Raw genomic sequence first — 509 nt, forward strand, 5'->3', positions numbered from 1 at the left:
ACAACCACCGACTGAAGTCGGTGGGTTAGTGACTTACGGACTGAAAGTCCGGATACGCGTCGACTGAACGACGCGTCGGATCAGTCAGGCTCCATCCTGAAATTATCGTTCGGGCTCGGCTCAAAATGATGCTCCAGATACTGCTTGATCATCTCTTCCGTCATCTGCCCAACCGTCGCGCAAAAGTACCCGCGAGCCCAAAAATGCTGCCCCCAATAGCGCTTTTTCAGATGGGGAAACTCCTCGAAAAGCTTGCTCGCCGTACGCCCCTTGATCCGCCTCATGATCTCACTCGGCGCCAAATTCGGCGGACTGCTCACCAGAATATGCACGTGATCCTTGCTCACCACACCTTTCACAATCCGAATTTCAAATGCTTCGCACGTCTGTCTCACCAGCTCTCGCACTCGCTCAGCAACCTCACCGCTGAGCACCTTGTATCGGTACTTAGTCACCCAAACAAAGTGATACTCGATCTGGTAGACCGTATGACTGCCGTATCTGTAATC

At 52.8% G+C, this 509-nt stretch carries 1 protein-coding gene; it reads right to left on the bottom strand.

Features of this window, described 5'->3' with window-relative positions; translation table 11 throughout:
• Positions 1–80: 80 nt before the first annotated feature.
• On the bottom strand, positions 81–509 hold a 429-nt coding region (gene tnpA / locus DBO86_RS10350; RefSeq protein WP_146173169.1), incomplete at its 5' end, for an IS200/IS605 family transposase.

Source organism: Ectopseudomonas oleovorans (genome assembly GCF_003052605.1).
In the GTDB taxonomy this organism is placed as follows: domain Bacteria; phylum Pseudomonadota; class Gammaproteobacteria; order Pseudomonadales; family Pseudomonadaceae; genus Aquipseudomonas; species Aquipseudomonas oleovorans_A.